General features: G+C 44.5%; 26 protein-coding genes, 1 tRNA gene and 1 riboswitch. Of the genes, 17 read left to right on the top strand and 10 right to left on the bottom strand.

What is annotated here, in order from left to right:
- Positions 1 to 176: 176 nt before the first annotated feature.
- The gene (locus Q3W13_RS18675) at positions 177 to 569 is read right to left on the bottom strand and encodes a putative quinol monooxygenase (protein ID WP_302866367.1); all 393 of its coding nucleotides are present in this window, start codon (positions 567 to 569) and stop codon (positions 177 to 179) included.
- Between the two features lie 159 nt (positions 570 to 728).
- On the opposite strand from Q3W13_RS18675, the gene Q3W13_RS18680 reads away from it, so the two are divergent.
- From Q3W13_RS18680 to Q3W13_RS18695, 4 genes are all read left to right on the top strand, one after another.
- On the top strand, positions 729 to 854 hold the full coding sequence (locus tag Q3W13_RS18680) for a 30S ribosomal protein THX (protein ID WP_302866368.1): 126 nt from the start codon (positions 729 to 731) through the stop codon (positions 852 to 854).
- 136 nt (positions 855 to 990) lie between these two features.
- Positions 991 to 3318, top strand: a complete 2328-nt coding sequence (locus Q3W13_RS18685; protein WP_302866371.1) for a family 20 glycosylhydrolase — start codon at positions 991 to 993, stop codon at positions 3316 to 3318.
- Positions 3319 to 3326: 8 nt separating this feature from the next.
- Positions 3327 to 4118 (top strand): hypothetical protein, encoded by a 792-nt coding sequence (locus Q3W13_RS18690; RefSeq protein ID WP_302866373.1) that lies wholly within the window; start codon positions 3327 to 3329, stop codon positions 4116 to 4118.
- 126 nt (positions 4119 to 4244) lie between these two features.
- Positions 4245 to 4841: a short chain dehydrogenase gene (locus tag Q3W13_RS18695; RefSeq protein WP_302866374.1), complete on the top strand. Its 597-nt coding sequence runs from the start codon at positions 4245 to 4247 to the stop codon at positions 4839 to 4841.
- A gap of 79 nt (positions 4842 to 4920) precedes the next feature.
- Here Q3W13_RS18695 and Q3W13_RS18700 read toward each other — a convergent pair whose 3' ends face one another.
- Together Q3W13_RS18700 and Q3W13_RS18705 are read right to left on the bottom strand one after the other, a co-directional pair.
- Complete coding sequence (locus Q3W13_RS18700; protein ID WP_302866376.1) at positions 4921 to 5439, bottom strand: C40 family peptidase; 519 nt, start codon at positions 5437 to 5439, stop codon at positions 4921 to 4923.
- 42 nt (positions 5440 to 5481) lie between these two features.
- Entirely contained in the window at positions 5482 to 6030 is a 549-nt protein-coding gene (locus Q3W13_RS18705; RefSeq protein ID WP_302866377.1) for an RNA 2'-phosphotransferase, read from the bottom strand.
- A gap of 82 nt (positions 6031 to 6112) precedes the next feature.
- Here Q3W13_RS18705 and Q3W13_RS18710 point away from each other — a divergent pair, with 82 nt between their 5' ends.
- Positions 6113 to 7198, top strand: coding sequence for an MBL fold metallo-hydrolase (locus Q3W13_RS18710; RefSeq protein ID WP_302866379.1), 1086 nt, complete (start codon positions 6113 to 6115; stop codon positions 7196 to 7198).
- Positions 7199 to 7242: 44 nt separating this feature from the next.
- Here the strand turns inward: Q3W13_RS18710 and Q3W13_RS18715 are convergent.
- A tRNA-Leu gene (locus Q3W13_RS18715) sits at positions 7243 to 7324 on the bottom strand.
- Positions 7325 to 7436: 112 nt separating this feature from the next.
- The gene (locus Q3W13_RS18720; protein ID WP_302866381.1) at positions 7437 to 7883 is read right to left on the bottom strand and encodes a carboxymuconolactone decarboxylase family protein; all 447 of its coding nucleotides are present in this window, start codon (positions 7881 to 7883) and stop codon (positions 7437 to 7439) included.
- Between the two features lie 141 nt (positions 7884 to 8024).
- On the opposite strand from Q3W13_RS18720, the gene Q3W13_RS18725 reads away from it, so the two are divergent.
- Positions 8025 to 9971, top strand: coding sequence for a tetratricopeptide repeat-containing sensor histidine kinase (locus tag Q3W13_RS18725; RefSeq protein WP_302866383.1), 1947 nt, complete (start codon positions 8025 to 8027; stop codon positions 9969 to 9971).
- Positions 9972 to 10026: 55 nt separating this feature from the next.
- Here Q3W13_RS18725 and Q3W13_RS18730 read toward each other — a convergent pair whose 3' ends face one another.
- On the bottom strand, positions 10027 to 10599 hold the full coding sequence (locus Q3W13_RS18730; protein WP_302866384.1) for a Crp/Fnr family transcriptional regulator: 573 nt from the start codon (positions 10597 to 10599) through the stop codon (positions 10027 to 10029).
- 70 nt (positions 10600 to 10669) lie between these two features.
- Here Q3W13_RS18730 and Q3W13_RS18735 point away from each other — a divergent pair, with 70 nt between their 5' ends.
- Together Q3W13_RS18735 and Q3W13_RS18740 are read left to right on the top strand one after the other, a co-directional pair.
- The gene (locus Q3W13_RS18735) at positions 10670 to 11665 is read left to right on the top strand and encodes a Gfo/Idh/MocA family protein (RefSeq protein ID WP_302866387.1); all 996 of its coding nucleotides are present in this window, start codon (positions 10670 to 10672) and stop codon (positions 11663 to 11665) included.
- Positions 11666 to 11761: 96 nt separating this feature from the next.
- Entirely contained in the window at positions 11762 to 12520 is a 759-nt protein-coding gene (locus Q3W13_RS18740) for a hypothetical protein (RefSeq protein WP_302866389.1), read from the top strand.
- Positions 12521 to 12600: 80 nt separating this feature from the next.
- Here Q3W13_RS18740 and Q3W13_RS18745 read toward each other — a convergent pair whose 3' ends face one another.
- The gene (locus tag Q3W13_RS18745; RefSeq protein WP_302866391.1) at positions 12601 to 14193 is read right to left on the bottom strand and encodes a carboxylesterase/lipase family protein; all 1593 of its coding nucleotides are present in this window, start codon (positions 14191 to 14193) and stop codon (positions 12601 to 12603) included.
- Positions 14194 to 14343: 150 nt separating this feature from the next.
- Between Q3W13_RS18745 and Q3W13_RS18750 the strand changes: the two genes are divergently transcribed.
- Positions 14344 to 15078 (top strand): NUDIX domain-containing protein, encoded by a 735-nt coding sequence (locus tag Q3W13_RS18750; RefSeq protein WP_302866392.1) that lies wholly within the window; start codon positions 14344 to 14346, stop codon positions 15076 to 15078.
- A 96-nt stretch (positions 15079 to 15174) separates the two neighbouring features.
- On the opposite strand, the gene Q3W13_RS18755 is transcribed toward Q3W13_RS18750, so the two are convergent.
- A complete protein-coding gene (locus Q3W13_RS18755) occupies positions 15175 to 16095 on the bottom strand; it encodes a c-type cytochrome (RefSeq protein WP_302866393.1) in 921 nt (306 codons plus the stop codon).
- 232 nt (positions 16096 to 16327) lie between these two features.
- Here Q3W13_RS18755 and Q3W13_RS18760 point away from each other — a divergent pair, with 232 nt between their 5' ends.
- The 6 genes from Q3W13_RS18760 (at position 16328) to rplT (ending at position 20191) form a co-directional block, all read left to right on the top strand.
- On the top strand, positions 16328 to 17659 hold the full coding sequence (locus Q3W13_RS18760) for an MFS transporter (RefSeq protein ID WP_302866395.1): 1332 nt from the start codon (positions 16328 to 16330) through the stop codon (positions 17657 to 17659).
- Positions 17659 to 18387 (top strand): (Fe-S)-binding protein, encoded by a 729-nt coding sequence (locus tag Q3W13_RS18765; RefSeq protein ID WP_302866397.1) that lies wholly within the window; start codon positions 17659 to 17661, stop codon positions 18385 to 18387. Before Q3W13_RS18760 ends, Q3W13_RS18765 begins: the two co-directional genes overlap by 1 nt.
- A gap of 42 nt (positions 18388 to 18429) precedes the next feature.
- Positions 18430 to 18669 carry a hypothetical protein gene (locus tag Q3W13_RS18770; protein WP_302866399.1) on the top strand — a complete coding sequence of 80 codons (240 nt, stop codon included), beginning with the start codon at positions 18430 to 18432 and terminating at the stop codon, positions 18667 to 18669.
- Positions 18670 to 18872: 203 nt separating this feature from the next.
- Positions 18873 to 19439 (top strand): translation initiation factor IF-3, encoded by a 567-nt coding sequence (gene infC / locus Q3W13_RS18775; RefSeq protein WP_302866402.1) that lies wholly within the window; start codon positions 18873 to 18875, stop codon positions 19437 to 19439.
- A gap of 130 nt (positions 19440 to 19569) precedes the next feature.
- Positions 19570 to 19770 carry a 50S ribosomal protein L35 gene (rpmI, locus tag Q3W13_RS18780; RefSeq protein ID WP_302866404.1) on the top strand — a complete coding sequence of 67 codons (201 nt, stop codon included), beginning with the start codon at positions 19570 to 19572 and terminating at the stop codon, positions 19768 to 19770.
- 76 nt (positions 19771 to 19846) lie between these two features.
- Positions 19847 to 20191, top strand: a complete 345-nt coding sequence (gene rplT, locus Q3W13_RS18785; protein WP_302866405.1) for a 50S ribosomal protein L20 — start codon at positions 19847 to 19849, stop codon at positions 20189 to 20191.
- 145 nt (positions 20192 to 20336) lie between these two features.
- Here the strand turns inward: rplT and Q3W13_RS18790 are convergent, their stop codons facing one another.
- On the bottom strand, positions 20337 to 21047 hold the full coding sequence (locus tag Q3W13_RS18790; RefSeq protein WP_302866408.1) for an SRPBCC family protein: 711 nt from the start codon (positions 21045 to 21047) through the stop codon (positions 20337 to 20339).
- A gap of 156 nt (positions 21048 to 21203) precedes the next feature.
- The gene (locus Q3W13_RS18795; protein WP_302866409.1) at positions 21204 to 22448 is read right to left on the bottom strand and encodes a serine hydrolase; all 1245 of its coding nucleotides are present in this window, start codon (positions 22446 to 22448) and stop codon (positions 21204 to 21206) included.
- 152 nt (positions 22449 to 22600) lie between these two features.
- Positions 22601 to 22796: riboswitch (cobalamin riboswitch) on the top strand.
- A gap of 103 nt (positions 22797 to 22899) precedes the next feature.
- Between Q3W13_RS18795 and Q3W13_RS18800 the strand changes: the two genes are divergently transcribed.
- Both Q3W13_RS18800 and Q3W13_RS18805 read left to right on the top strand, forming a co-directional pair.
- On the top strand, positions 22900 to 24819 hold the full coding sequence (locus Q3W13_RS18800; protein ID WP_302866410.1) for a TonB-dependent siderophore receptor: 1920 nt from the start codon (positions 22900 to 22902) through the stop codon (positions 24817 to 24819).
- Positions 24820 to 24871: 52 nt separating this feature from the next.
- Positions 24872 to 25444 (top strand): DUF6580 family putative transport protein, encoded by a 573-nt coding sequence (locus Q3W13_RS18805; RefSeq protein ID WP_302866412.1) that lies wholly within the window; start codon positions 24872 to 24874, stop codon positions 25442 to 25444.
- Positions 25445 to 25572: the final 128 nt, after the last annotated feature.

The raw sequence follows: 25572 nt of genomic DNA on the forward strand, positions 1-25572 counted from the left end.
CGCAATGTTCCGGACTCGTCCCGGCCAATTACCATACCGCCTTTTGTTCAATCTTGCGGCCAATAAACTCGATATGGCTGCCAGTCTCCGCAGACACCGGTATCTGCAGGTTTTTTTCATATCAATCAACTGCATCCTGCTTGTTGATGGTAACATCAGCACGGGGCGGGCGATAGTTAAAAACCCGTTTTCTTAGCGGTCGCAATTAACTTTACGTCAACTAATTCAAGGTGTTTAACCATGTGTTCTACTGTAGCTTTGTATTTCTTAAAGTGCGGGGTTAATATGTGGCGCTGGTAAGCATCAGTATCTGCATAAATTTCGAGTATGGTGATGTTCGCCGGGTTGCTTTTGTCTGCTACGGCGTAGTAAGTTAATACTCCGGGTTCTGTACTAATAGCCATTGTCATTTGTTCCTTTAGGGCTGCGTTGTAATGATCAACCTGGGTAGGATCTACCTGGATTTTCGCCAATCGTATCATTTGTTTGTTTTGTTGTGCCATGCTGGTTTGACTGAAAAACAGTAGCGACGAACCTACTGTAAAAATGTATAGTAATATCTTGTTCATCGAATTGGGATCGAAAATTGAAATTAATCAAAAGCGACTTCGCAAAAAAATAAAATCTAATTTATACCGGGAATTAATAAATCATAAATTCCTTCAAACATCTTTTTTAATAAACTTGTATATTGCATATAACCATTAATTAAAAACAAGTTTACTGTTATGGGAAAAGGTGATAAAAAAACACGCAAAGGAAAAATAGCAATGGGTTCGTACGGTAAAACACGCCCGCACACCGAGAAGAAGAACAAACCCGCAGAAGCTGCGGTAATTGCTGAAAAGAAATAAAGAGGGAGCCGCTTTTACGCAAGGTGGCCCCCTCTTTATTTTTATTGTAATACATATTTTATAATGCAGCAGGATTGTTTTTTTCTAAAATCTCCTATCTTCACCGGCTCAATAGCCAAACCATAAATTTACCGAAATGCTAAAAAAGATTTTGATGTCGCTGTGTATTGCTGTTGCCTTTTTTTCCGGAACTGCAAACGCGCAGGATGGCGGCCCTTACCTGGGTATTATACCTGCACCGGTTTCCGTTAAAAAGGCAGACGGGCAGTTTGTTTTGAGCCAGGAGACCGTAATACTGGCCGATAGCATAAACAATAAAGCCGTACTTTTTTTGAAAGGCTTTTTGCTGAACGAGGCTAAACTGCACGTAAAGCTGAAACACAATACAGGTGCTGCGGTGCCAGGAAGTATTGTAATGACATCAAAGGGGGCTTCAAATCTGCCTGCAGAAGGGTATAGTCTGACCATTACTCCAACTAAAATCACTATTGTGGGCAAAGGCGCCGGTTTGTTTTACGGCGTGCAATCACTGATACAGCTGTTGCCGTTAAATATGGCTGCAACTGCCAAAATACCCTGTGCCGAAATACAGGATTACCCCCGCTTTGGTTACCGCGGACTGATGCTGGACGTAAGCCGTCATTTCTTTTCGGTGGAATTTGTTAAGAAGTACATCGACCTGATGGTAGCCTACAAGCTCAATAACTTCCATTGGCACCTTACAGACGACCAGGGCTGGCGCATCGAAATAAAAAAATATCCTAAACTTACACAGGTAAGCAGTCAGCGCGCACAAACCGTTATCGGCAACTACCACGACCGTACCCCGCAACAGTTTGATAATACACCTTACGGCGGCTTTTATACCCAGGAGCAGATAAAGGATGTGGTTAAATACGCTGCCGATCGCTATATCAACATCGTACCGGAAATTGAAATGCCCGGCCACTCCGAAGCTGTATTAGCCGCTTACCCTGAGTTAAGCTGCGACCCATCATTAGGTACCTATAAAGTAGCCGAAACCTGGGGCGTTTTCAAGAACATTTACGAACCATCTGATAAAACTTTTGCCTTTTTGCAGGACGTGCTTACCGAGGTGATGGCGTTGTTCCCGGGCAAGTATATCCACGTGGGTGGCGACGAGGTACCCAAAGATGCGTGGAGGAAATCGCAGTTTTGCCAGGATCTGATTAAAAAACTGGGTTTGCTTGACGATAAGGAATCATCAAAAGAAGACAAACTGCAAAGCTATTTTATTAAACGCATCGAGACATTCATCAACTCCAAAGGCCGCAGTATGATCGGATGGGATGAAATATTGGAAGGAGGGCTCTCTCCAAATGCTACGGTAATGAGCTGGAGAGGCGAAGCAGGAGGTATTGCAGCAGCCAAACAGCATCATAATGTGGTGATGACACCCGGCAGCGGAGGTTTATATATAGACCAGCAGCAGGGCAAATCAAACCTGGAGCCGTTGAGCATTGGCGGGTTCGACCCACTGAGCCGCATTTACCGTTATAACCCGACACCATCGGCCCTGACGGCCGACGAGCAGAAATATATTTTAGGTGTGCAGGCTAACCTGTGGACAGAATACATCCCGACAGAAAAGAAAGTAGAATACATGATCCTGCCGCGCATACTGGCCCTGGCCGAGCTGTCATGGTCGCCGCTTGCCAATAAAAATTATACCGATTTTGCAGATATGCGCCTGCCCGGTCACCTGGGTTGGCTGGAAAAGGCAGGGTTTAATTACCGCGTTCCAGAGGCTATCGGTACAAAAGATACCACCATGTTTGGCAGCCAGCTAACTGTGGACTTAAAAAGCCCGGTGGAAGGCGCTAAGATGTACTATACCATTGACGGATATACCCCGCGCGAAACCGATATGGAATACACCCACCCAATGACCTACAACGTACCGCCCGATCAATACCGCGAACTGAAAACTATCGTGATCACCCAATCGGGCAAGCGGAGCCAGGTGACCCGCGCGATTATGTACAATAAGCAGCCGTTGCCTGCCGTGCAGGGAAGTAATACCAATAAAGGCTTAAAGTACAAAGTTTATACCGGCGAATTCAACAGCGTGAAAGATTTGGATAAGGCTGCGGTAATTGACAGTGGCGCCACTACCACCTTCAGCACATCGGCCATAAAGAAAAATTTAAAGGGCTACGGCGTAATATATACCGGTTTAATCCGTATTGATAATGACGGCGTTTACAGCTTTTCGACCGCCTCGGCCAATGGCTCTGCCTTGCTGATTGACGGCCAGCCTGTTGTGGATAATGACGGCAAGCATTCGGTGTATGATGTGGGTGGTAGCGTTGCGCTTCAAAAGGGATATCATAAAATCACCATAAAATATTTCGACGCTACAAGCAATGGTAATTTAAAAGTGTTTATTACTGCGCCGGATAAGCTTAAGGCCGAGCTAACCCCGGAGAACATGTATAATTAAAAGTTCCTATGAATTGCAAACAAAGCCTTAATTTGCTGATGTTGAGCTGTGTGATGCTTTTAGCCGCATGCAGCGACGATAGCAAACCAAAAACCACGTTACCGGCAGTACCGGCCAGGCCGGCATTAATGCCGCCGTTCAGGTTTCATAAGCTTGTAGAGGTGTCGCCCGGGCAGGATTACGATGTGGTAAGCTGGGGACGCGGGGCGAAAACTGCCGGCGCTTTTGCAATTCTTCATTCCGACTCATCGGCCGTAAAGTTTACTACCACCACCGGCGATTTGGATGGCGAAATTGTAGATGCTTACAATTCGGACATGGACCTTGACGGCAACCCGGAAATACTGATACAAGCCAAAGGCCGCGACACCATTAATTACGCCAATATTTACGCTTTTGAATTTAACGGCAGCAATGCGCATAAGCTTGATTTTCCGAAGCTGACCAAATCGCAAAGGACGGGCTACAGGGGCGATGATAATTTTTATATTAAAGATGGCAAGCTCATCCGTGAGTTTCCGATTTATGACGGCAATTCCAAAGCCGCCAAACCCACCGGCGCAAAACGCCAGTTTGAGTACGGTTTGCGCAATAATGAGTTTACCATAAAGCAGCTAAGCAAAGATTCCACCGACAAAAAATCCGCTACGGCTACCGCCAATCAGCCTGCTAAATCAAACAATTCAAGCAAAAAAGAGGAAAGTTCATCTAAAAAAGAAACCACCTCGAAAAAATCTAAAAAACACACCGAAGAAACATCCCATAAAAAGAAAAAGAGAAAACACAGGAGCGGGGAGTGATTATTTGATTTTCGGCCGCTTTGGCTGTTCCCGGTGCAACGAAGCATAACCAGGCGCAGCCGTAAGCAATGCGCTGGCTCAGTTAAAAAGTTTTACAAAATCATACCAGGAAGAATACATACGCAAATGAAAATCATTATAGTTGGCGCCACAGGCACTATAGGCAAGTATGTAACCGCTGCCTTACAAAAAGACCATGAAATAATTACAGCCGGATCAAAAAGCGGCGATTTGCAGGTAGACATTACTCTAACCGAATCTATTGAAAAATTTTATGAACAAGCCGGTAATTTCGACGCGCTGGTAAGCGTAACGGGCGCGGGCCATTTCGGGCCGCTTTCCGCTATGAAGGATGCCGATTTTAGGGTAGGGGTGAATAGTAAGCTGATGGGGCAGGTTAATCTTGTGCTGATCGGGCAGCACTATGTAAACCCTAAAGGATCGTTCACGCTCACATCAGGCATTTTGAGCGAGGACCCGGTTGTATATGGCGCAGGCTTAAGCGCGGTGAACGGGGCGCTTAACGGCTTTGTTGTCGGGGCCGCGATTGAGCTGGAAAATGATGTACGTATTAATGCCGTCAGTCCTGGCGTTGTTGCGGATTCACCGGGCTTTTTCCCGTATTTTCCGGGACACATACCGGTGCCAATGGATAAGGTTACGCAGGCGTACATCAAAGCTGTGCTGGGCGCAGGTACCGGGCAGGTGATAAAGGTTTATTAGCCGAAATTAAGAAGCTGGTATTGTGGTTAGCTGAGGGCCGCAATACGAAATTCGCCAGTTTAGGATTGTGTACCTGAGGTCATTTTGCTGGAAATATCCTGATCGTTTTAACGTATCTGGTTTTGTAATAATCATCAAAAGTTGTTTCAATCACACCAATGTTTTTACCCGACCCGGAATGAATAAAGGTTATACTTTTACCTGAATTTGCAGTAATTATACCCATGTGCCCAACGATTTTTATTGTACTGTCCGTTCCGGTAAATAATATCAGGTCACCGGGCTGCGCGTCAGCCAGGGCAACAGGATGATCAACCGGTGTAAAATCTACCGACATGCGGGGAACGATTATGCCAAAATGCCTAAAAACGCAGGTTATAAAGCCGGAGCAGTCTAATCCTCGCGTAGGATCGGCAGAGCCATACATATATGGTGTGCCTTCCAGTGAGCAGGCAAAATTCAACAATTCAGATGGTTTGGTTTTACCGGTTTCAATATGTGTGATATGCTCGGTGTCTTCTTTTTGTGTTCGGTTATTGACACGTGTGCAAGACACCAGTGTAAACAAGGATGCTATGATATACAGCCAAATGCGCATCCCATAACTGCATAAAAATCATTCCAATAAATACCCGGCCAATTATTGCTGATTTAAATATTTTGAAGGCACTGAATCAGTTAGCCATACTCCATTGTCGGACAAGAAGAATTTAAAGCCATCGTTATGCATTTGCAGTGCGTAGACTTCAAAAACGGCCGGTTTTCCGTGGCGGATTCCAACTTTAATGGCCGTTTCTGTGTCCCTGCTTAAATGAACGTGCTGTCGTTGGCGTTTTTTGAGGCCGGTTAACAAGATTGAGGCCACATTGTTGATCTCCGTACCGTGATACAAGATTTCTGGCGGCATCTGCGGTTCATAGCCCAGTTCAACTTCAACGGAATGGCCCTGGCTTGCCCTTATTTTATCAAGCGATTCGTTAAAAGCAAATCTTTTTTTATTGTTGGTGGCAACCACATGGTTTAGTATGGCAAAATCAAACTTAACGCCTGCTGCGTTTGACTTTTGTATAAGTTCATCAACACTTACCCATCCATTTTTATCAACGGAGATAGCGATAGCTTCCGGCTGATGACGCAATACAAGGCTTAAAAATTTACTGATTTTGGTAATTTCTTTTTCGGGAAGCATAAGCGAAGGTACAAAATACGGCCAGGCAAAAACTCTTTTACAAAATATTATGCAACTTTAACCGTTATTTGATTTTTTATGCATGAGATTTAGATATGTGGGGTTTGGTATGGCAGCACTGCTGTTAGCAGCAACATTTGGCTGTGGAGTGGTAAAATCAGTTGGTAAAAATCCCAAAGGTGATGAGTTAAGCCGGTTGGACACGCTGCCTAATTTTAAAAACGGTGCTTTCGAAAATCTGGCGGAACGTTCCGACTCAACGGTTAAGCATAACCTGATGTTTCACCGCCGCCCTAAAACCATAAGGCCCTCGCACGCGTTGCCATGGGTTGAAACTGATTTAAAAACCCTGGCCTCGCCGGCGCCTACTGTTGTTTGGTTCGGTCATTCGTCGTTACTGATCAAAACAGGCGAGGGAAACATACTTATCGATCCCATTTTCAGCAATCATGCAGGGCCGGTGCCCGGATTAGTTACCGCATTTGCGGGTACTAAACATTATCATGCGGCGGATATGCCACCAATCGATGTCCTGATCATTTCTCACGATCATTACGACCATCTTGACTACCGAACTTTAAAAAAGCTGAAAGGCCAAATCAAAATGGCTGTGGTGCCAATGGGTTTAGCTTCAGACCTGGTATATTGGGGATTCGATCCTAAAAAGATAATTGAACTGAACTGGAACCAATCGGCTACCTTGCCCGGCGGACTTAAGATCACCGCTACTCCCGCACAGCATAAAAGCAACCGTACTTATGGCGCTGAAAATAAAACACTTTGGGCATCTTACGTAATACAGGCAAACCAATACCGCATGTTTTACAGCGGCGATAGCGGTTACGGGCCGCATTTTAAACAGATCGGCCGGCAATACGGACCGTTTGATTTGGCCCTGCTTGAATGCGGACAGTATAGCCCTAACTGGCCGTGGACACACCTCTGGCTTGGGCAGCCTGCGCAGGCTGCAGTCGACTTACATGCACGATTGCTGGAGCCCATCCACTGGGGGAAATTTGTGGAAGCTGACCATCCCTGGAATGAGCCTATCGAGAAGCTGATCCCCGCCGCCGAAAAGCTAAATGTTCAGGTAAACGTGCCACGCATCGGCGAGCCGTATACTTTGGGCGACGCGCCTAAAACGATGGTTTGGTGGGATTTTAAATAGAGAAAAGCCGCTAACTTATCCAGCTAACGGCTTCAAACTTTCAGTGCGGAAGAAGGGACTCGAACCCCCACGCCTCGCGGCGCCAGATCCTAAGTCTGGTGCGGCTACCAATTACGCCACTTCCGCATCTTTAGGATTTTTATGAGGCGCAAAGATAGCGTAAAATAGTTAATTCCGAAATTGTTTTTTATTTTACAGCTTATCCGCTTATCCTACAGCCAGTTATTTTGTGCGGCCGTTAAGCTTCGGTAAGTGCAGGATGCATTTCTGTGGCCACGCCAATCCTGTTCCATGCATTGATGCTAATAATTGCCATGATTAATTGTGCCAGGTAATTTCTGTCGAACAATTCAGCCGCTTTGTTATAAGTTTCATCAGAAACGCGCCCGGCTATCAATGTCACTTCTTCGGTCAGGGCAAGCACCGCCCGCTCTTGCTCATCAAAAAAAGGAGTGTCGCGCCATGAAGTAAGGCCGTAGATGCGCTGTTCGGTCTCACCGTTTTTACGGGCATCGCGGGCGTGAATATCGATGCAATAGCTGCAGCCGTTTATCTGCGAGGCGCGGATTTTTATCAGGTCTTTGTGCCTTGTTGTTAAGCCGGTGCTCTCAATATAATGGTTCATAGCGAGCATAGCCTTGTATGCGGCGGGTTCAAGCTGGTTGATTCTGATTCTGTTACTCATTTTTTACTGTTTTGATAGCACAAAGTTGCCTATTGAAACTGCCTGAAAAAATGAACTGTGATTAATAAAACAGGCCGGAAATGATTTTTTTACAAAACTTATTGGAATGTTATCCGTAAAAAGGATCTTAAAGATTTGATTATGATGTGGCGCCTTTCAACCTTGTTCCTGCTGTACTCCTTCAGTTTATTTGCACAGTCCCCGTTGCCATCCAAAATATATAAACTAAAGACTGCATCAGATAACGAAAAACTAAAGCTATTTCTCGAGCTCAGCCAGGATTACACCGCTGTCCAGCCCGATTCGGCTGTTTATTACGCTAACCGGGGTTTACAGCTTGCGCAAAAACAAAGCAACTGGAATGCGCAGGCGGTGCTTTTGCTTCAGCTGGGCCGTATCAATGCGGCGCATCATCATGATGGGCTGGCACGCCGGTTTTACAACGAGGCGCTCAGTATTTCGAGGCATACGCAAGATGTTGCCGGTATAGCAAACGCGTACGATGAACTTGGATTGCTGGATGCAGAAGATCAGGACCGGTCATCATTAAACCCCAATTTAACCCGTGCCATGAAGCTTTACCACAGCAGCAGCGATAGTTCCGGGATAATTGAAAGCTACGCGCAATTAGGTAAAGTATATGAGCAAAAAGGCGAAGCGGAAAAAGCATTAAGCTATTATCAGCGTGCATTGGCCCAGTATGAGCGCCAGAAGATTAAGCCGGAGGCTTATTTTATTTTGCTGGAAGATATAGGCAATCTTTACATGAAAAAAGGAAAGCCGCAAATAGCGCTAACTTATTTGAAGGAAGGTATCGATAACAGCCGCAAAGCCGGTTTACGCGATACCGAAGTTTCGTTGCTGAATGAAGAGGGTATAGCCTACCAGGATGAAGGCCAGAAGACCAAAGCGTTATCCTTGTATAAGGACGCCTTTGAATCGGCAAAAAAATATAAGCAGCCGGAAGAGGAAGCAAAGGCGCTGATTAATATCGCGTCGGTATTACAGAAACAAAATTCAAACAAAAGCCTCGCTGATTTAAAAGAAGCGATGAGAATTGCCCGGACAATCAAGCAGCCGCAGTTGGAGGCCCGGATACTGGAAGCAATGGCCGGCGTTTACCGGCAGGAGCAAAATTATAAAGAGGCAATGAACGCCTTATCGGAACAGCACCGCCTGCTTGACAGCTTGCTGCAGGCCGACACAGCGAAGGACATTGCAGCGCTCGACAGCAGCTATGCGCTCGAAACCTCGTATGAAAAGATCGGGGCGCTGCAGCAAACCAACAAGCATGTGAAAAGCGAATTACAGATAGGCTGGATAATCTTGATATTGGTTTTGCTGATATTGGTTTTAATCTGGCTGTATCTCAGAAAAGTTAAGCGGCTCAACCAGGAATTGAAAGCATCGAACAAAATAAAGGATACCCTATTCTCCGTAATCGGTCATGATTTGAAAGGACCTGCTGCAAGCGCTGTGCAGCTTTTTGAAATGATGGAAACGGAAGAATTTACTGCCCCTGAACTAAAGGGAATGATTATTGAACTAAAGAAACAAACCAACGCTTCGCTTGAATTGTTAAAATCATTGTTTGCCTGGGGCAAAGCACAATTGCAGGGAATTGAAGTCAATAAAGCTGATTTTTTGGCTAAGGAATTAATTGACAGATGTATAACGCTTTTAGCTCCGCAAGCATCTCAAAAAAATATTACCATAAAAGATAATGCGCCCGCACATTTAAAAGTGCATGCCGATGCCGATCATTTTGAATTTGTAATCCGCAATCTTTTATCAAACGCTATAAAATTTAGTCATCCCGGCGGCATTATTGAAGTTGAAGCCAAAATACAGGATAACAATGAAGCGGTGTTTTCTGTATCAGACCATGGCGTTGGCATAAGCAAAGCTCAGCAGCATATTTTTTTAACCGGCAATCTTAGCACGTCCTTCGGAACCGCAAAAGAAAAGGGGAGCGGCCTCGGTCTGTTGCTTACTAAGGACTTTCTGAAGGCGAACAATGGTCAAATATGGTTGAAGAGCCGTGAAAATGAAGGTTCAACATTTTATGTTTCCCTGCCTGCAGCCTGACCGGGCTTAAAGTCCGGGGGGCTTGATTCTAAAGCTTATTTTTCTGACTTTAAGCCTAAGACTTTTTAGCTCTCATCCGGCTCAAAAACTGCGGCGTAAAGCCAAGGTACGAGGCCAGCATGTATTGCGGCACCCTTTGTACAAAGCCCGGGAAATGGCTTATAAAATTATGGTACCGTTCTTCTTCGGTTTGGTTAAAAATGAAGCCTATGCGGCGCTGTGCCGCTACATAGGCTTTTTGTATCATTATCCTGAAATAGCTTTCCAGGTGAGGGACTTGTTCAAACAGAAAAGCACAATCTTTTTCAGGCAACAGCAGCAATTCCGATGGTTCAATCGCCTGTATGTAGCAATTGGCCGGCCGCCCCGTCATCAGGCTGTCCTGGTCGGTAATCCACCAGTTTTCGATGCCGAAATGCAGAATTTGCTCATTGAGTTTACTGTTAATAAAATACAGCCGCGTACAGCCTTTTACCACAAAATAATTACCATGGCAATGTTTGCCGGCCTCCAGTAAAAATTCTTTCTTCTTCAAGGTCATCGGCACTATTTTAGCACAAAGCAAGCCCTCTTCTTCTGGGGTGAGTTTTACATAATTATCGATATGTGCAAGTAATTCTGGATACATGTTAACCGGGAGAATTAAGAAATTTGGAAAACTTCGTAAATCTGGTGCAAATGTTATTAATTTACAAGCTATGAAAACAATTCGCTGGGGAATATTAGGCGCAGGGCGTATAGCACGCAAATTTGCATCGGATCTGAAGCTGGTTGAAGACGCGGAACTGGTCGCAATCGGTTCGCGCTCACAGCAGAGCGCAGATGATTTTGGAAACGAATTTAATATACTGCACCGCCATAGCAGCTATGAAGCACTGGCAAGCAACCCCGAGGTTGACGTGATTTATATTGCCACTCCCCACAATCTGCATTGTGAAAATACATTGCTTTGTTTGGATCATGGCAAGGCTGTGCTGTGCGAAAAGCCATTTGCCATGAACGCCCGTGAAGCCCGGAAGATGATTGATAAGGCGCGATCGAAAGGTGTATTTATGATGGAGGCGCTATGGACGAAATTTCATCCGCACTATCTCAAAACCATCAGCATGATTAAGGAAGGATTATTGGGAGACATCAGTTCTGTTCTGATCAACTTTGGCTTTAAACCAGCATCACCGGCGCCCGCCCGCCTCTTCGATCCGGCGCTTGGCGGTGGAACAGTGATGGATATCGGTATTTATAATGTGTTTATGGCAATGAGTGTTTTGGGCAAACCAGATGTAATTGAGGCCAGCATGACGCCTGCCGCTACCGGGGTAGACGAGCAATGTGCTATTTTGTTTAAGTACAGCAACGGCGCAATGGCACAGCTGTTTTCAACTTTTTCTGCCAACCTGCCTACGGAGGCCGATATAGCCGGTACAAATGGCCGCATCCGTCTTACATCAAGGTTTTATGAGCCATCAGCTACAATTGAATATTACCCAAAATATCCTGATAGCAAACAAATAATCCCTGTTGCCAAAGAACAAGGATTTGGCTATCAATACGAAGCCAGGCACGTTAATGACTGCCTGAGACGCGGCCAGACGGAAAGCGATGTGATGACTTTTGATGATACTTTGCTGCTGATGGAGACACTTGATAATATCCGGAAAATTGCAGGAATCAGGTATGATGCAGATCAAAACTAAATTAAAGAGAACCGGCAGATAGATTTATGCGTAAGTTGGTTAAAACAATAAGCAGCTTTTGTTTATTAAATTTAAATACACTTACACATTTGTACCATGAAGAAATTGATTTATACCCTATTTGGCGCTGCTGCCCTTTTTAGCTCGACTTCCGCATTTGCACAAAAAACTGACACCCTGCGGGGAATGGGCTGGATGCACTATAAGCCGGCCGGCGCCTTTCAGCTACAGGTTGGATACCGTAAAGCCGACATTCGCCAGCTTAATAATGCCCTGAATTCCAACGGCGCACCATCTATCGACCCATCGAATATATGGCTTAACGCTTCGATGTTTCACGTTTTTAACAGCTGGATAGTGGAGGACGGCATAGGTTTTTCGCCCACCGCAAGTTCAAATTTTAACGACATCAAGGTTAAATACAATCAATACCAGCTGTTTTGGCGTACCGGCTATAACCTGTCGTCAAACCCTTCGTTCCGGTTTTATCCTTTCGTCGGAGTCAATTTTTCGGCTGCCATGTTACGTGTCCAGGATAGGGCGGGTGTGCGCACAGCAACTGATCTTTCCGGGGAGTTGTTTAATAATACCAAAAGCAAAACCTTGTGGCAGCCCAATTTTGGCATCGATCTGGGTTTAGGATATGATTTCTTAATAAAAATGTCGGCCAAGCAAATGGATTGTTTCAGCGTGGAGCGTAATATTCCTATCGGCATTCGAGCCGGCTATTACATTAATGCATACGCAGGCGACTGGAAAATAGATGATTATAAACTATCCAATAATCCGACCGACAAGCAAAGTGCTTTTTTTGCCACATTGACGATAGGACTTGGTTATAAAGTAACCAAATAATCTGCCTGACTTTTAAAAGAAACAGCCATGATAATGCTCTTATCATGGCTGTTTCTTTTTTGCACGTAATCCGGGTTTAATTATTTCTTATCCGTATACTGCTTATCCAAAAATAAATACCGGCCACGGTCGCGTTCGGGCTCCAGTTTTGTATCTACATCTATATTCATAAACTTAACAGCGCTACCGTTGGTGTTAGGTTCCCATTTTGGCAGCCCTTTTCCGTTAGGATTGCCTGTTTTTATGAAGTTAGCGAAATAACTTTCCATGAGTTTAGAAACCTTGTAATCATCAGGCGTCCAGGCATAAACCTTATTGTATGGCAGGTTACCCATAGCAAACTCAATTTCAGACGCGTGCGAGGCGCCTACCATAGGTTTCGGGAATTTGTCTGCCATCGGGTTTGGTGTTGACTTTATTTCCGGCGGACGCGGCGTCGAAAAGAGGTAGCGATAAACGGGCTTGCCTCCGGTTTTTGCCGCCAGTTCGGCCCATTTCCAGGTGCTGTAGGCAATAAACCTGTCGCTGGCCAGGGCAGTTGCAGATTTTATCACTTCATCCTGCGTAGTACCAGGGTAAAGCTTTAGCACTTCGTCTGCATCATTGGGATATTGCTGTTTAACTTTTTTAGCATAATTTTCGGGAGTGGGCTGATCGCCACCGGTAAATGCCTGGTAAGGGACTTCTGCAGAATTCCATCCAACTAACAACGGGACATGGGCCTGCTCGCCTGCAGCAAAAATTTCATCGGGGGTTTTAGGTAAAAAATAGCCATCCACCGTGGCTGCCAATTGCCATGAACCATACTTAGATGCCATATCTAACAACTGCGCTGCAGGAATTGCCCTTAACTCAGCTAAAGACTTTGCATTGTTCTTTTCGCCAAAACTTAGGCCGTTTTTCTCGCCCTGTGACAGCGGAATTGCAGGCAGCGTGGGCTTGATCATAGCGCCGCTTTCGCCGATCGCACCGGCAATCAGATTTTTAGACAAGGGCGACGCCATTTGCGCGTTTACCGCTATTGAACCGGCCGACTCACCGGCTATAGTGATTTTATCCGGGTCGCCACCAAATGCTGCGATATTTGCTTTCACCCACTTAAGGGCAGCATACTGGTCGAGCAGACCGTAGTTTCCTGATGCATGGTGAGGTGATTCAGCAGTTAAGCCGGGATATGAGAAAAAACCGAATATGCCGAGCCGATAGTTGATAGTTATGGCGACGATGCCTTTTTGCGCCATACTTTCGCCATCGTAACGAGACTCGGAACCATCGCCCGCCGAAAAGCCGCCGCCATAAAAGTAAACCAGTACAGGCAATTTTTCATTTGTGGTTTTGGCGGGTGTCCAAACATTCAGGTAAAGACAATCCTCGCTCATGGTGTCGGCCCGGAATATCATATCAGCAAATATGTGCTTCTGCATAGGCATGTGGCTGAAATGGTCGGCTTTAAGCACGCCCTGCCAGTTTGCAGGCGCTTCGGGCTCTTTCCATCGACGATCCCCTGTGGGCGGCAAGGCATAGGGGATACCCTTAAAGCTCCTTATTTTGGTGGCATTGTTAAATGTGCCTTCCATCTTACCATTACTGATCGTAACAGTATTGGTAAGCGGCTGCGAGAAACTTGTTGCGCAATACAGCATCGCACAGAATACAGATAAAATAGTTTTCATAGTTTGGCTTATATGGTTTTGATTTTAGGAAAAAGAAATAAGTTTTATTATTGTAACATAATGATACAATAATAATTGCTTAATTTGACAATAGCAATATAGTGAGCAGAATGTGCCGGCATCCATTAAACAATAAATGAAATTATCCTGATGACAACCACCGAAGCAAATGAAGTGAGCAGTACAAATGGCCAGGGCTTTTTGAAAAATATTGCCATAGATGCTGTTGTTTTCGGATTTCATGATAATCAACTAAAAGTTCTGCTAATTGAATATAAGCGTACAGGACTTTTTGCCTTACCAGGCGGATTTATCAGAGAAAGCGAGGATTTAAATGTGGCTGCCATGAGGGTAGTATCCGAGCGAACAGGGCTGGAAGATATTTACCTTGACCAGTTTTATGTTTTTGGCGATTACGGACGGTTTGACCCGACGCCATTGAAAACCATAATGACAGCGAACGGAAACAAACCGCCAGAAGAGCATTGGCTTTTGAAAAGATTTATTTCGGTCGGATATTATGCCTTGGTTGATTTTACCAAAGTAAGCCCTTCGCCGGCGCCTATATTTGACAGCTGTGAATGGTACGATCTAAATAAAATGCCGGTTTTGATACAAGACCATACGCAGATCGTACATAAGGCCCTGGATGCCTTGCGTACAAACCTCGACCGAAAACTTATTGGCTTTAACCTGCTTCCGGAGGAATTTACCCTGGGCGAACTTCAGAGGCTTTACGAAACAATACTCGATAAAAAATTGCTAAGGCCCGCATTTCAACGAAAAATGCTGAGCCTTGGCATATTGGAACGTATTGCCAAAAAGTGGACTGGCGGGGCACACAAGGCGCCATATTTGTACCGATTTAAAGTGCAAGCGCTTTGATTATTTACTTACGATATTAATGCCGGGTATCTGAAAATCAATATGTTTCACGATGTTCTGCCCGTCCCCGGAAAGAAGAAACACCAAAATTACGAACTATAGATGACTAACCACGTGTTGCTTTGGCGGCACAGTCATTAAATATGCGTAGATAGCATCCACCTCTTTATCCGTCAGGTATTCGAATTTTTCCATAGGGGGCCTCAGTTTGCGGTGCGGCGCCTGGCCGTCTTTCACCGCGCGGCGAAAATCCTCCGTGGTATAGTCGCCGATACCGGTGTTTTTGTCAGGCGTGATATTTGACGCCTTTATCTCTCTTCCTCCCTCGCTTTTTAATGTCGCGCCTCCGGCAAGATAGCCGGACGTTTGTTCAGGGTTTACTGCGTTCAACGATTTCAGGCTTTTGGAATGACAATGGTAGCAGCCGATATTATCAACCAGGTATCGCCCCAGGGCAACGGGATCGTTTTGCGATGGGCGTTTTACATTCCGCCGGTAAGGCGCCGGATTAGCGGTAAAAGCGAGATATGTTTTGCCGACAACATTGTAATGTGTTAGTCCGACGGTAACATCAGCAGCGCGAACGGATGGGGCGTCGGACCGCAGGAAGGCGATAATATCGTTGATGTCTTCGTCGGCCATATTAGGACGCAGCATGTATGAAAGAAAACGGCCATCCTTCGCTATGCCGGTTTTTAATAAATACCTGATTTCAGCATCTGTATATTTTGGTGCTATGCCATGGGTTTTTGAATGGGTAAGATTCGCTGAAAATACCTTGCCGGCTATCGGCGGCACATCGTTCATGGGATTACCTGCAAATTTATGCAGGCCGCGGTTATAATGGCACCCCGCACAAATGCTGAAAGTGAGGGCTTTACCGCGTTCGATAATCCCCGGCGAAGCAACAGCCTTATAGTCGCTGCCAGCTGTACCTCTATCGAAGTGGGTTTTACAGCTGATAACCGCAACTACCGTCAGGATAATCGCGGGTATAACTATGTGTTTATTTTTCATGACCTACGCTGTTTTATTATTACACGGCTGCGACCTAAATGTTTGATATAAATACAGTAAATAATTTTTGTGATTTAGCCTCCCAGCTCTGTATATGATTTTCGCTGTTATCACTCCGGTTTGTGGGATTTATCAGACCGTAATCAACAAATCCATATCTTTTTGCACTTGCTTTCAATAACTTCCCTCATCATTTAGAAACTGAAATATTTTTCTCTACTTTTAACGCACCATGCAACCTAAAAACAATCCCAAAACCATACGCGCCTGGGCCTTTTTTGATTGGGCTAATTCGGCATACAACCTGGTAATTACTTCTACCATCTTCCCGGCATACTATGTTGCGCAAACTGCAAATGCTGCAACGCATGACCAGGTTTCGTTCTTCGGCTTTAAATTTATCAATACCGCGTTGTCAAATTATGCACTGGCAGCGGCTTACCTGGTGATGGCGATATTGCTCCCTATACTCACTTCAATAGCTGATTATCGGGGCAATAAAAGGATTTTTATGCGCTTTTTTACCTGGATAGGCGCATTATCGTGCTGCGGGCTGTTTTTGTTCGACAGCAGCAACCTGGAATTCGGTATCATATGTTTTGCGCTTGCGGCCATAGGTTATGCCGGTGGGTTTGTGTTCTACAATTCTTACCTGCCTGAAATCGCTACCGTTGATATGCAGGATAAGGTAAGCGCTAAAGGCTTTACTTACGGTTATATAGGCAGCGTGATATTACAGGTGATCTGCCTGGTGTTTGTATTGAAGCCGGATTTATTTCACCTGACAGCAAAATCAGCCGCACAGCTATCCTTCCTGCTGGTGGGCTTATGGTGGATAGGTTTCTCGCACATTCCTTTTGCCGTCTTACCAAAAGGCAGTCCGAACGCCCAGCCGAAGTACAGTCATTTGATAAAGGGCGGTTTCCTTGAACTTGGCCACGTATGGCAAAAAATTAAACAGATGCCGCTTACCAAGCGTTTCCTTTCAGCATTTTTCTTTTATTCAATGGGGGTACAAACCATTATGCTCGTCGCAGCTGGTTTCGGAGCTAAAGAACTGCACATGGAAACCAGCGGACTAATTGAGATTATCCTGATCATTCAACTGGTGGCTATCGGTGGCGCTACACTGATGTCGCGCTTATCCGGCATATACGGTAACATTAAAGTATTGGCCGGGACCGTAGTGATATGGATATTAGCTTGCATAGCCGCCTACTTTACCACTACCGTAACCCAATTTTTCTGCCTGGCCATCGTAGTAGGCATGATCATGGGCGGCATACAATCACTGTCACGTTCAACCTACGCCAAATATCTGCCTCAGGATATTCCGGATACCGCTTCCTTCTTTAGTTTTTATGATGTTACCGAAAAGCTGGCAATAGTGGGAGGGATGGCAAGCTTTGCATTTATTGAAGAACTGACAGGAGGGATGCGTAATTCGGCATTAGCCCTGGCTGTGTATTTTATCTTAGGGCTGATTTTTCTGTTTTCTTTACAGACAAAGCATAATAAACTTGATAAAAATTCTGATTTTAGCGGTTTACAAAATCCGAGCTGATGAAGGTTGAGTTATTTGTTCCCTGTTTTATTGACCAGTTATTTCCGGAAACGGCTTTTAATACCATGAAGGTATTGAGAAAGGCGGGCTGCGAGGTTAGCTATAACCCTGAGCAAACCTGCTGCGGTCAGCCGGCGTTTAATGCCGGTTTTTGGGATGATGCTAAAACAGTGGGCAGTAAGTTCCTGAATGATTTTTCGGAAGACAGCGTGATCATAGCGCCCTCTGCTTCGTGTACGGGCATGGTGAAAAACTATTATAACGACCTGTTCACTAATACGGCCCAGCACAATAAATGCCGCGCGATACAGGGTAATATCTATGAGTTGTCAGATTTCCTGGTGAATATCCTGCAGGTAGATTATTTTGGCGCCGAATTGGATGGGAGGGCGGTTTATCATGATAGCTGCAGTGGCTTGCGTGAATGCCATATAAAAGCTGAGCCGAGGCAACTGCTGTCAAAAGTACTCGGCCTGGAACTGCTTGATTTAAAGGATGGTGAAACCTGCTGCGGTTTTGGCGGTACGTTCGCCGTTAAGTTTGATGCCATATCTACTGCCATGGCCCAGCAAAAGGTAGATAATGCGCTGGCGGTAGAGGCTGATTATATTATTTCAACGGATGCTTCTTGCCTGATGCACCTGCAAAGCTATATCGACAAAAATATGATCCCGATTAAAACCTATCATATTGCTGATGTACTGGCGATGGGTTGGGGAAATGTGTAAGAGCGGGAGTAGTTTCTGGCAATTGTTTTGCTGGAAAATATCATGAGCGTTCTGCAACCTTATAAAAGCGATCACAATACAGGGGTATCAGCCTTCGCAATAGGCGATGATTTTATCCTGGTGAAATTTAAAGACAAGCCGGAACCTTACCTTTATAACTACGATAAGCCCGGTAAACAACACGTAGACAGAATGAAGCGGCTGGCATTGAAAGGCAAGGGCCTTACAACTTATATTAATCAGAATGTAAGGACAAATTATAGCAGGGGGTCTGGAAAATAGGATATGTTCTTATCCCTGGCTTTTTATCAAATAATATTAAATATTATATAAAAACACTTTTAAAATCAGTAAAACATTCCGATATTTGCGGGCTTATTGGCTTTTGGTGTAAAGCAATTGTTAAATAAATACACCAGGGTAAGGATTTTGTGGATTTACAAAACATTGAATATTAGATAATTAAAAGAAATAAATAATATAACTTGGCATTAAACAAACCTTTCAACAGAGGACCAAGGCCGCCGTTTAAGAAAAAGGAGGCTGAACACAACATCAACCAGTTTATCAGGGCGCAGGAAGTTCGCCTGGTAGGCGACAACGTGGAACAGGGCATTTACTCACTTCGTGAGGCGCTGGCCATTGCCCAGGAGCAGGAACTGGATTTGGTTGAAATTTCCCCTAACGCCGTACCTCCGGTTTGCAAAGTAACAGACTATAATAAGTTTATTTACGAGCAAAAGAAGAAGCTGAAGGAGATTAAAAGTAACGCCAAGCAAACGGTAATTAAAGAAATCAGATTCGGCCCGAATACGGATGACCATGACTTTGAATTTAAGCTGAAGCATGCTATTAAGTTTTTAGAGTCTGGCGAAAAGGTGAGGGCTTATGTACACTTTAAAGGTCGTGCGATAGTGTATAAGGAGCAGGGTGAAATCCTGTTGCTTCGTTTCGCTCAGGCATTGGAAGAAGTGGGTAAGGTAGAACAATTACCAAAACTTGAGGGAAAGCGCATGTTTTTAACAGTAGCGCCGAAGGCAGCTAAAAAGTAGATGTGAGTCCGGAAAGCCGGAAAAGTCCGAAAGTCCGCAAAGAAGCTGCGGGAGAAGAACGAATAATCTTACCTTTCGGCATTCACCTCAAAAAAAGCAATTAATTAAATAAATATATACAAACACGGTTATGCCAAAAATGAAGACCAATTCCAGTGCGAAAAAACGCTTTTCGATCACCGGAACAGGTAAAATCACCAGGAAGAACGCCTACAAAAGCCACATCTTAACCAAGATGTCGACCAAACGTAAACGTAACCTTACCCACACCAGCTTAGTGTCTGATGCGGATATGGGCAACGTAAAACGCATGCTTTGCATAGGTAAGTAATTAACAATTTTTTTTAACCAGGTATTAGAGTATTACAAGTTCATTAAATTGACACTCACTACCAAACAACAACAACATGCCACGTTCAGTTAACGCAGTAGCGTCGAGAAGACGCCGGAAAAGAATCATGAACCTCGCCAAAGGTTATTGGGGTTCACGCAGCAAGGTTTACACTATTGCTAAAAACACAGTAGAAAAAGGTTTACAATACGCTTACCGCGACCGTAAAACTAAAAAACGCGAATTCAGGGCTTTGTGGATCCAGCGTATCAATGCAGGCGCTCGTCAGCACGGAATTTCTTACTCTCAGCTTATGGGTAAATTAGCTGCTAAAGAGATCGGCTTAAACCGTAAGGTACTTGCTGATTTGGCTATGAACCATCCTGATGCCTTTAAAGCAGTGGTTGACGCAGTAAAATAAGACTAAGATTCGTAGAATTTACAGGATTTTAGGATTAAAACTCCTATATGAAATTGCCCGCTTAACGCGGGCATTTCTTTTTAATTCCTGTTTGGTGCGATAATTGCCGCCGTTGTTGATGTTGCGAACAACAAGCAGCCAGATACTACAACACTATTATAACGCCTTCTTTTTCAGCAATATCCATGTATTGTTTAAAGTTCTGGACATCATCGTCAACCAGCTTTTTAAATACGGGGTTTAATACATGGGCAAGGCTGTAGCCAAGGCCGCCTGCAGGAGGCTGATAGGTAATAACCACATCAACTAGTGTGCCGCCATCTGCGGTATCGCGGAAGCGTACTTTTCCGGCATTATCGATGATCGAGTCGGGCAGAGAACTCCAGCCAATCATATAGCCTGGCTCGTCGTGCACAATCTCAGCGTCCCAGCTTACTTTTGCAACGCCGGTTGGCAGCTTCAAAACCCAGTGGGAACGGGTATCGTCTATAATTTGCACATCTTCCAGGTGGTTCATAAAAAGCGGAAGATTATCAAGTTTACGCCAAAAGCTATAAACCTCCATGCGCGGCTTGTCAATAGTGAACGATGACCTGATATTTATATTCACGGGAGCGGTGCTCAATTTGCCGGCCCTTGAGTAAAGGTCGCAGTGGCCGCTGATGCCCCGGTTAACCAGGTAACCGCCTGCGCCCAGTTTTAAGATGCTTGAAAACGGGCTTTTGAAAATATTCCTGATGCCTGAAAAACTAAGCTTTACACCGGCAGCTATAGAGATATACCGCTCAGGCCAGTTTAAGTTTACTACCGCACTGCCATTGTGCCGCGGTACGCGCTGTAATGCTGTTGTTGTCATAATATTGTTTTAATAGGTATGACAATTTAACAATACACAAAGAAAGTAGTTTTCGTTAAAATTGATTTTATTTAGAATTTGCACAGGTCGAAGAAGATTTCACCGATAACCTCTGGCCCGACTCGAAGTTTCAGAAGCTTTATAAATCTTAAAGAACTAATAAGAGAACTTGAATTTCGAAAGGTCAGGAATGTTTTGCTTTTTCCGTTCCAGTTCGTACTGGTAGATAACCTGGCCAAGGTTTTTCATGAAAGGAAGGCACACTGTAGCATATTCGTATTTGTCGTCGTTGTAAATGCCGTCTTCGTTGGATTGTACCACGGCTGTTAAAATAAATTCTACATTATGCTTGAAATCAACAATATAAGCGTTGTCGATATTGTAGCCATACGAGTCGCCAACCTTATTGAATATACGAATATCAGGGTTGATAACGGCTGTGCTGTCGCCTCCGTAAAACAGGAATTTGCAGTAAGCAGGGTAGTAGTCAGGCCTGTTATAGGTTGGCTTTTTACTTTCGCCGGGGAACATGCTCATATAACGGTAAATAAACTTATACTGCTGAGGCGTGACGTTAAAGCGTTGTTCTTTAGGAAAGGTCTCCGGGAAAAGCAGACGCTTCAGCACGCTTTGCATATTGCTGATGGTATAGACGTTCTTGTCGCTGAAATCATAAGGCTTCATGATCAGCTTGTCATTTTTATCCAGGTATCCTTTGCCCTGCAGCATATTTTCCAGGTGCATGGGATAATCGTTGCCGTCATACTGCGGCGGCTGATGATAAATCAGCTTATCGCCATTGTAAAAATTAATCGCATTGGTGTGTTTGGCATTTTCGCCACCATCGTAGATAGCCAGGCGGCCGATAATGCGGGTATTGGTCAACCCATATTTTTTTAGTTTTTGATTGATCTCCGCCCGGCCTACAAATTCATAAAGGCGGTTGTAAGCGTAATTGTCGCTTACTAACAGTATTTTCTTAATGTAATTTTCAATAGAAGGTAAGCCGGTTGCAGACGATGTGTCTTCCAGCATCCGTGTTTCATCAGTAAATGAGCTGTCGGTTTTCATCGTTGACCGCATGGTTAATCCGGGGATGTTCAGCTCATTGAGTTTCTCCAGAGCGAAAATTGCCGTAGGCAGCTTAACCGTGCTGGCAGGGTAGAAGTACCTGTTGGGATTAATGTGATAACTATACGACGTAAAATGAGGGATATTATTCTTATCGCGGTCTATTTGCGTGTAAAGTATTTGTACTTCGTTGTTAGTGGGATGTTTCAGGATACCGGCGAATAAATCCGGACGAGATTTCAAAAGATTGGCTAAAAACAAAGTATCAGACTGCTGTGCTGAGGCATTTAGTATCATTAAAGATAAAAGGAGGGTGAACAGGCTTTTCATTCCTATAAATATAGATAAAACATATTGATACCGTAATAGTAACAACAATGCACAGCCCGGTTATTTACCGGTGTATTTATTGACATAGGGCAATTACTTATTCACGGCGTTAAAATGCGATGCGGGGTATTTGTATTTGTCAATTGTTCGCCTACATTTGCACCGCCTACGGTTCCCGGCCTAAAGCCAGGATTAAAAGGGAATACGGTGTAATTCCGTAACTGTCCCGCAGCTGTAAGCTCCAAAACCAATGCCCAATCAAACTGGTCACTGTGCGTTCACCAACGTATGGGAAGGCCGGGCAAAGGGGAGCAAGTCAGAATACCTGCCCAGGCGCAAACTAATTCATAGCTTTCGGGGATTGAAGCTAGAATGTGAATGCCCATCCGGAGGTGTATTTCCATTCCAACTTTCCATTTCTGTATGCTGTGGGGAAAAAACTCACAACAACATGAAAAAAATTTACTTAATTGCTGCCGGCCTGGGGCTGGCACAAACTGCGCTGTTAGTCACAGCAGCACACGCCCAGGATTCAACCCGGGTATTAAATGATGTAGTGGTCACCGCTACAAGATCGCCAAAAAAACAAAGTGAGACCGGCAGGGTGGTAACCATTATTACCGCCGACCAAATTGCCAGATCACAAGGGCGAACGCTTCCGCAACTGCTTAACTCCGTTCCCGGCATCACGTTTTCAGGCGCCAACAATGCACCGGGCATCAGCTCGTCCATTTTTCTTCGCGGGGCATCGACAGGCAATACGCTTATCCTGGTTGACGGCTTTCCCGTAAATAACGCCTCATCTATAGACGGCAGCTACGACCTGAACGCCTTTCCGCTTGACCAGATCGAACGCATTGAAATACTGAAAGGAAGCGGCTCAACTTTGTATGGCTCTGATGCGGTTGCCGGGGTAATTAATATTATTACCAGGCATCCAAAAGGACAGGGCTTAAAAGCAAACCTTCAAGCCAGCGGCGGTACTTACAATACCTTTAATGAATCGGCAGGACTTATTGGAAACATCAATAAAACCGGCATAGCCGTTAACCTGTCGAATACGGATTCGAAGGGTTTTGCAGGAGCAACAGACACTACGGGCAGCGGTCGTTTTACAAAAGATCCCTTTCACCAGCGTTCGGCCAGCGTGAATTTAACGCAGCAGGTTTCGCAATCGTTTAGTTTAAACGGCAACTTCCAGGGAACTTACAACAAGGGGAAACTTCCTTATGGTGCTTTTACGGATGATGCCGGCTACAATTATAACAACACATTTTTGTTTGGCGGCCTGGGTGGAAATTTAAGACTGGACAAGGGCGATCTCAGGTTCAACATCAGCCAAAACAGTGTAAAAAATAATTATAATGATGCTGCCGGACCGCAAAACTTCAATTCCGCATCATACCAAAAAAATACAGGCAACATCACCAATGCTGAAATTTTGTTTACCTATCACATCAATACATACCTTGATATAACCAGCGGCGAAAGCTTTAGATATTACAGCAGCACCCAACAAAGTACCTACGATACGTTAAAAAACTTACGTAACAGCCTGAACAGCATTTATACGTCGCTGTTTTTTAAAGCGGGTATATTTCATATGGAACTTGGCGGCCGCTCTAACTTTGACAGTAAGTACGGAACGAATTTCACTTATACCATTAATCCATCCATCTACATTGCCAACCAGCTTAAGTTATTTGGTACGGTAGCATCGGCATTTAAGGCGCCCTCACTTTATCAATTGTTTTCGCAATATGGAAACGTTGGCTTAAAACCTGAAAGTACAACTTCATACGAAGCCGGTTTTGATTGGCAACTCGTAAAAAATACGCTATCATTTAATACCGTATTTTATAAGTACGACACCAGGGATGTTATCTATTTTAAAAATCTTGCAAATCCACCGTATGGGGTTTACGAAAACGGCGCGCTGCAAAAAGATAAAGGTTTTGAGAGTACGCTTAACTTAAATATAAATAAGTTAAGCGCCTCTGCCCATGTAGCTTATGTAACAGGAAAACAAACCGATGCAGAGGGCAAAGTTACCAACAATCTTTATCGAAGGCCCAAAAACACACTTGGGTTAAACGCGTCATACCAGTTTTTTGAAAGCTTTTCGGCGACGGTTGATTACAAATATACCGGCGATAGAAGTGACATTAAATTCAATCCCGATTTTACGTCAAGCGTAGTAACGCTGAAACATTATAACCTGGTTGATGCACATTTGTTGTACACAGCCAGCAAACGTATCGGCCTGTTTGCCGATCTTAAGAACCTGTTTAATGAAAAATATGTGGATTGGGTAGGGTACAATACACGTGGATTTAATTTTATAGCAGGTGTAAGATACCTGGTGAATTGATGATTTTTATTTAGCAGGATAAATAGTAATTTTACCATTAAAATATTCAAAGATGTCATTACAAAAGATAAATACCCGCACCGTTGTGCTTATTACCCTGATGTTAATTGTATCGTTAGGGAGGCTGGTTAGTTACTACTATCCATCCCTGAGCAATTTTACTCCGCTTGGCGCAATCGCTCTTTTTGGCGGTGTTTATTTCGCTGATAAATGGAAAGCATATATTTCAGTGCTTGTGACCCTGTTCCTGAGCGATGTTCTCATTAACTATCTATATTCGTCGAAGCTGATTCTTTGGCGTGACGGAGCATTTTGGGTTTACCTGCCATTTTTGGTGATCGTTCTTATTGGTTCTTTTGTTAAAAAGGTTTCCATCGGCAGTATAGCATTGGCCTCATTGGCAGGCGTAGTCTTTCACTGGCTGTTTACGGATTTGCCGTTTTTTTATGGAACGTTCTACCCGCACACACTTCGGGGATACGGTATGTCGTTAACTGCCGCCATTCCTTTTGAAAGGAATATGCTGCTCGGTGATATTGCGTTTGGCCTCATCTTATTTGGTGGATTTGAACTGGCCAAGAGTAAATTCAATATTTTGCGCAGTCACAAAGAACTCGCTGTTTAACATAAGATTTATATTTTGGAAAGCGGTTCGGTAAATGGGCCGCTTTTTTTGTGGTGCGCCCGGCAGGGCGCATTTACTTGGCGGTGCAAGTCCGCTATGGGCCCGTTAAGGGGAACCATTAGCCGAGC

The organism is Mucilaginibacter sp. L3T2-6 (assembly GCF_030519355.1).
Classification (GTDB): Bacteria; Bacteroidota; Bacteroidia; order Sphingobacteriales; family Sphingobacteriaceae; genus Mucilaginibacter.